This window comes from Salipiger pentaromativorans (assembly GCF_024721115.1).
Lineage (GTDB): Bacteria > Pseudomonadota > Alphaproteobacteria > Rhodobacterales > Rhodobacteraceae > Salipiger > Salipiger pentaromativorans.
Genome location: NZ_JAMDHK010000010.1, coordinates 164,166 through 170,165, shown reverse-complemented (window position 1 = coordinate 170,165; position 6,000 = coordinate 164,166). Strand labels below are relative to the sequence as shown.

Below are 6,000 nucleotides of genomic sequence, written 5' to 3'. Positions count from 1 at the left end.
CGGCGCGCCGCCCGACCCCGAGCGCTGGTCTTACGTTCCGCTGACTGCGTTCTATGACGACCCCGACCCGCAACGCGCCCTGGCCCGTCATTTCGACGATCTCGAACAGCGCCCCTTCCTCGCCGGTGAAGAGGGCGTGCGCCTGTCGCTGGCCGGCGGGCAGAAAAAGACCGCGCTGGCGGTTCTGGCGCCGGACGGCACCCCCGTTCTGCGGCTGCCCCGCGAGGGCGACGCGCTGGCCGTTCCCCTGAACGGCGCGCCCTCGACCGTCATCCTCAAGCCCGACAATCCGCGCCTGCCGGGCCTCACCGAAAACGAAACCTACTGCCTGCATCTCGCCACAGCCATCGGCATCGACACCGCACGCGCCTGCATCCTTTCGGCGCAGGACCGCGCCGCGATCTGCGTGCTGCGCTATGATCGCGCCCTCACGGCCGCAGGCGGCATCCGCCGCGTGCATCAGGAGGATTTCGCCCAGGCCAACGGCCTGCCGCCGGGGCGCAAATACGAACGCGGCAGCCTGCCGGGACTGACCCTCGCGCAGCTCTTTGCCACGCGGCACAGGCTGGCGCAGCCCATTGGCGATGCGCTTCTCGATCAGGTGCTGTTCAACGTCCTGGTCGCCAATACCGACGCCCACGCCAAGAATTACAGCCTGCTCTTTCCGCTGAACGCACTGCCCGGGCTGGCCCCGCTTTACGATGTCTCGACCGTCCTGCCCTGGGACGGGCGCGGCGGCGGGCCCAGGGTCGTCCAGACCTATGCCCAAAAGCTGGCGGGCAAGGCACGGCGGCCCGGCGATCTCGCCCCGCGCCACTGGGAACGGATCGCCGGAGATGCGGGCATGCGCGCCAGCGTACTCAGAAACCGCATCGTGGATATGGTCGACCGGATGGTCGCCGCCCGGATCGCCACGACCGGCACCGTCGCGCAGATGCAAGGCGCGGCCTCCGGCTATGTCGCCGAGGCGGCGGAGGCGCTGGAAGGCAATGCGCTGCGCATCCTCGGTCGGCTGACCGCAGACTGACACAAAGACACCCTTCCCGGCGCATGCGCCGTCAGCTGGGTGCGCGCAAGCCCCCATCCCTGGCAGGGGCTGCAGACTCTATCCACCGAATATTGTGGAAAACTCTTGCACGAATCCGGCGATTTCGCCAATAGTCACGGAAAAGCGTCCGAACACGCCAATTTCCGTGAACACGAAGCGGTGACACAACCGACCGTTCCGGAACCCGGCGTGATGAAACGACAAGACACACACGCGCGCAAGACGCGAGAGGCGGCAGGAGCAGATGGAAGATTTCTTCGTTCAGGAAGACCTCAATACCGTTATCCGTGAGCATTCCGAAATGCTCGCCACCCAGCTCCACGCGCAGGGAGAGAGCCTGTTTCCCCCCGATGCGTCGAAAACCATGCGCAAGTTCACCTCCGGCGAGGCGGCGGCGATGCTGGGCGTCAACGACAGCTATCTGCGCAAGCTCCATCTCGAAGGCCGCGGCCCCTCGCCCGAGCTGACGCCGGGCAATCGCAGGCTCTATTCCGTCCAGGACATCAAAGAGCTCCGCGAGCTTCTCGAGAAAACCGCCCGCAAGCCCGGGGATTACCTGCCCGGACGGCGCCTCGCCCCGGAAGGGAGCGACCAGAAATATATCGACCGCATGCAGGTCATCGGCGTGATGAACTTCAAGGGCGGATCGGGCAAGACCACCAGTTCTGCACATCTGGCGCAGCGGCTGGCTCTGCTCGGCTACCGCGTTCTGGCCATCGACCTCGATCCGCAGGCCTCGCTCACCGCCCTGCACGGCGTGCAGCCGGAATACGACCTGACCGACGGCGGCACGCTCTATGACGCCATCCGCTACGACGATCCGGCGCCGATCTCCACCGTCATCCGCAAGACCTATATCCCCGGGCTCGACCTGATCCCCGGCAATCTCGAACTGATGGAATTCGAGCACGAGACCCCGCGCGCGCTGGCGCAGGGCAATGCCGGGCTGTTCTTTTTCCGGGTGAAAGAGGCTCTGTCCCAGGTCGATTCCGACTATGACGTGGTGGTGATCGACTGCCCGCCGCAGCTCGGTTTTCTCACCATGTCGGCGCTCTCCGCCGCCACTGGAGTGCTGGTAACCATCCACCCCGAGATGCTCGACGTGATGTCGATGTCGCAATTCCTGCGCATGACCGCCGACCTCATGGACGTGATCGCCGAATCCGGCGCCGACATGAAGCACGACTGGATGCGCTATCTGCTAACGCGGTATGAACCCACCGACGCCCCTCAAAACCGGATCGTCGCCTTTCTGCGGACCATGTATGGCGAGAAGGTGCTGAACGCGCCGATGCTGAAATCCACCGCGATCTCGGATGCCGGGCTGACCAAACAGACACTCTACGAGGTCGAACGCTCGGCCTTCACCCGGTCCACCTATGACCGCGCCATCGAAAGCCTGAATGCGGTCAACGATGAGATCGCCGCGCTGATTCAGGCGACATGGGGACGCAAATGACCGATACCCGCAAGAAACGTATGTCCATGCTCGACAGTCTCGCCGCCGCCGGAGCCGGCAGCGCCGCGCCGTCGATGATGTCCACCAACCGCGCCCTGCGCTCGGCGCGCAACGCGGTTGACAGCCACCATGTCTGGGAGCTCGACCCCGGCGCCATCGAAGACGACCGCCTGCGCGACCGGCTCGACCCGGCGGATGTGCTCGACCTCCGCCACGCCATCGAGCAGAACGGCCAGACCGTGCCGATCCTGGTGCGCCGCCACCCGAGCGAGCCCGACCGCTATCAGCTGGTCTATGGCCGCCGCCGGCTCGAGGCGATCCGCCAGTCCGACAGCGTGACCAAGGTCCGCGCGCTGGTGGCCAGTCTCGACGACAGCGCCGCGATGCAGGCGCAGATCTCCGAGAACATGGCCCGGCGCGATCTCTCCTATATCGAAAAGGCGCTCTTCGCGCAGGAGCTGGTGGAATCGGGCTTCGGCAACCAGGCCCGCGTCGCCGAGGTTCTGACGGTGACGAAATCCTCCGTCTCCATGGCCATGGCCATCGCCGGCAGCGTCGGGCGCGAGCTGATCGAGGCGATCGGCGCCGCACATGGCATCGGGCGCCCGCGCTGGGAGGCCCTGTCGCGCGCCATCGACGACACCGGCGCCGACCGCGCCGAACTCGCCGCTCTGGCCGAGCGCGTGCATACCGATGCGGAAACCGCCCTGGTGCGGCAGGAGCCCGTGCCCGAGGATGTCTCCGTCGCCGCCTTCGAGGCGGTGCTGAAAGCGGTGAGCGCCTCCCCTGCCCCGCGCCGGAGCGCCGTGCAGAGCACGGGCAAATCCGCGCCCGCAAAACATCCGATCACCATCGGTGGCCGCAAGGCTGGCAGCGTCAAACGCACCGCCAAGGGCCTCGCCATCGACTTGGACGAACCCGGCTTTGCCGACTGGCTCGAAGCCGAGGCGCAAGAGGTGATCGAAGAGCTTCACGCCCGCTGGAGAACCCGGGCGGAAGACTGAGGAAGAGCAGCAAAACCAAAAAAGGAGGCACGGCACAGGCAAAAGAAAAGGTCCCGCAAAGACGGCGCTTCACGAGACCCAGACTTGTTTTTCGCACTCTCAAGCTAGTGGTCGGCAACGCTCCCCGCAAGTCCAAAGTGATTCGCGGACCGGGATTTTTTTGTCTTCGTGATAAATTCATGGACTATCGACCCATCACGCCTTTCGGGCGGACGCTCGAGGCTGGCCAATTGCAGGCCAGCCTCCGGCACCGCGACGCGGAAACCACCCCCTGCCCCGCCATCGACAAATGGCAGGCCCTGCGCAGCCTTTCCGCCGCGCGCGAACTCTACGGTCTCTCGGATCGCGACCTCGCGGTGTTGCAGGCGCTTATCAGCTTTCACCCCGAGACCCGGCTCGACCCGAGCGCCGGCGCCCCGGTGGTCTACCCGTCCAACGCCTCGATCTGCGAGCGGCTGAACGGCATGCCCTGCTCGACCATGCGACGCCATCTCGGCCATCTCGTCGCCGCCGGCATCCTCCTGCGCCGCGACAGCCCGAACGGCAAACGCTACGCCCGCCGCCTCGCCGGAACCAAGGTCGCCTACGGGTTCGACCTGACCCCGCTCGCGCATCGCTTTGCCGAGTTCCAGGACGCCGCCGACCGGCTGAAGGCCCGCGATGCCCGGCTCCGGCATCTGCGCGAGATCGTCAGCCTGATGCGCCGCGACCTTGCCGCCCTCACCGAGTTCGGAGCCTTGGAACACCCCGGCGCCGCGCCCTGGGACGCTTATGACGATCTGGCCCGGCTCACCGCCCGAGCCCTGCGGCGCAAGCTCGACGAAGACAAGCTGACAGCGATTCAGACGGCACTGAACGACGCATTGACCGCCGCGCAACGCGCCCTCGGTCTCGTGAAAACAGAAGATCTGAGCAGCAATGACGACCAGATTGAGCAGCACTATCAGAATTCAAATAAAGACTCTTTTGAATCTGAAAAGAGCAATGAAGATGATCCGATTTCGTCTGAGGACAGCCCCGCGCCTCGAGATACGCAAAGAAAGGTCGTGACATCGGGAACGGTCGTTCCGTTGCCAAAGCAACGCACGCCTCCTTTACGAATGGTTCTATCTGTTTGCGCAGAATTCCAGAGCTACAGCCCCGAACCCATTCGCGACTGGCCCGATATGATTGCCGCCGCACAGCGCCTCTACCCGATGATGGGCATCTCGACCGCCTGTTGGGAGGAGGCCGTACTGAAAATGGGCCGAGACCAAGCCTCCATCGCGTTGGCCGCGATGCTGGAGCGCTTTTCCGAGATCCGCTCACCGGGCGCATATCTGCGACATCTCGCAAAGATGGCCTCGGAGGGCCGGTTCTCCACCGGTCCAATGGTGACAGCCCTTTGCCGCAAATCCGCCGCCTGACCAAGTTCACAGGTGTGAACATGCGCAAAGGTTCACACCTGTGAACGTCACGGGGTCTGAGTGATGCAGGGTGAAGTCAGCCCTTTCAACCCGCGTTCAATCACAGCGACCCAACGGAAAGGGAAGGGGCCCAAAAGCCAGATTGGTGAGATCAAGACCAAGTAAGGCGCCACGTCGCGAGCCTCATCCACCCGCTGGCGGAATGTGCCGAAACCGGCGAGTCAGGATCGCACACTGATAGGCTCGTCACCGAGGCAAGATCACTTTCGTTGTCCTGTTGAACAACGACTTGTTTGACACCTTATCGCACGATTTCTAGTTGCTTTCAGACGTGTCGTGGAGCCTGACCATATATGCCGGTTAAGAGGCCTTATTGGACATAGAAATGAGCGGCAGGGTGGGGCGGTTTGTGCATCATGCCGTAGTCGAAAGCGCCGCGAGGGGTTAGTCTTGCGGCATGATATACCAGCCCGCCATGATCTCCGACGACCTGCTGCCCAGCCTACCGAAGTTACCCGGCTGGGTCACCTACGGGCGCGAGGAAACCCTTGAAACTGTGGCATTTAGGTCCGGGGTGGCGCTGACATTGCTCGACCAGCTAATCAACGATGAGCGGCATGGCTGCCGGTCAAACTGCTTGCGAACCGGCTCGTGCTGAGCTCGGCAAATGCGACGTCGAAACTGGAAGGGCGGCTGGCGCGGGAAGCAGATATCCGCGATGCCTACGATCTGACGCCGCCGAGCGAGGCGCGGGGACCCGATGGCCATCTGCCGGCGTTCTGGCGCGACACGGTGCGGCTTCGGCTGAACAGACCCGGCGAAATCGCAAACCTGATCGGGCCCGATCGCTCGGAGGATGTGGCTTGCTGGCTAGACGCCGGGCAAGAACGTGCACGAACCCTAGGGTCGCTGGCTGGCGGCTCGGCGGGCCTGCGCCCTGTGCTCGACGTGGACAACCGGGCGGAGCGGGTCGCCTGCCTGCTGTCGGACATCATCCTGGCTCGGGGCTGAACTGGAAGACCGTGTTGCCTGTCACTGCTCAGCGTTTGACAAAGACGGCGCTGCGCGACCTAGACTGCAAGT

At 64.3% G+C, this 6,000-nt stretch carries 5 protein-coding genes; all 5 read left to right on the top strand.

What is annotated here, in order from left to right; translation table 11 throughout:
• Positions 1-1,027, top strand: a 1,027-nt coding sequence (locus M4578_RS15765; protein WP_258094244.1) for a HipA domain-containing protein, incomplete at its 5' end; no start/stop codon positions are given.
• Positions 1,028-1,292: 265 nt separating this feature from the next.
• Complete coding sequence (repA, locus tag M4578_RS15760) at positions 1,293-2,507, top strand: plasmid partitioning protein RepA (protein ID WP_258094243.1); 1,215 nt, start codon at positions 1,293-1,295, stop codon at positions 2,505-2,507.
• A complete protein-coding gene (gene repB / locus M4578_RS15755) occupies positions 2,504-3,511 on the top strand; it encodes a plasmid partitioning protein RepB (protein WP_258094242.1) in 1,008 nt (335 codons plus the stop codon). Before repA ends, repB begins: the two co-directional genes overlap by 4 nt.
• Before the next feature lie 179 nt (positions 3,512-3,690).
• Positions 3,691-4,917, top strand: coding sequence for a plasmid replication protein RepC (repC, locus tag M4578_RS15750; RefSeq protein WP_258094241.1), 1,227 nt, complete (start codon positions 3,691-3,693; stop codon positions 4,915-4,917).
• A 651-nt stretch (positions 4,918-5,568) separates the two neighbouring features.
• Complete coding sequence (locus M4578_RS15745) at positions 5,569-5,928, top strand: DUF1403 family protein (RefSeq protein ID WP_258094240.1); 360 nt, start codon at positions 5,569-5,571, stop codon at positions 5,926-5,928.
• Positions 5,929-6,000 lie beyond the last annotated feature (72 nt).

Bases quoted from the DNA above. Each gene is read 5' to 3' on its own strand.
- repA (WP_258094243.1), top strand. From the start codon at position 1,293: ATGGAAGATTTCTTCGTTCAGGAAGACCTCAATACCGTTATCCGTGAG.
- repB (WP_258094242.1), top strand. From the start codon at position 2,504: ATGACCGATACCCGCAAGAAACGTATGTCCATGCTCGACAGTCTCGCC.
- repC (WP_258094241.1), top strand. From the start codon at position 3,691: ATGGACTATCGACCCATCACGCCTTTCGGGCGGACGCTCGAGGCTGGC.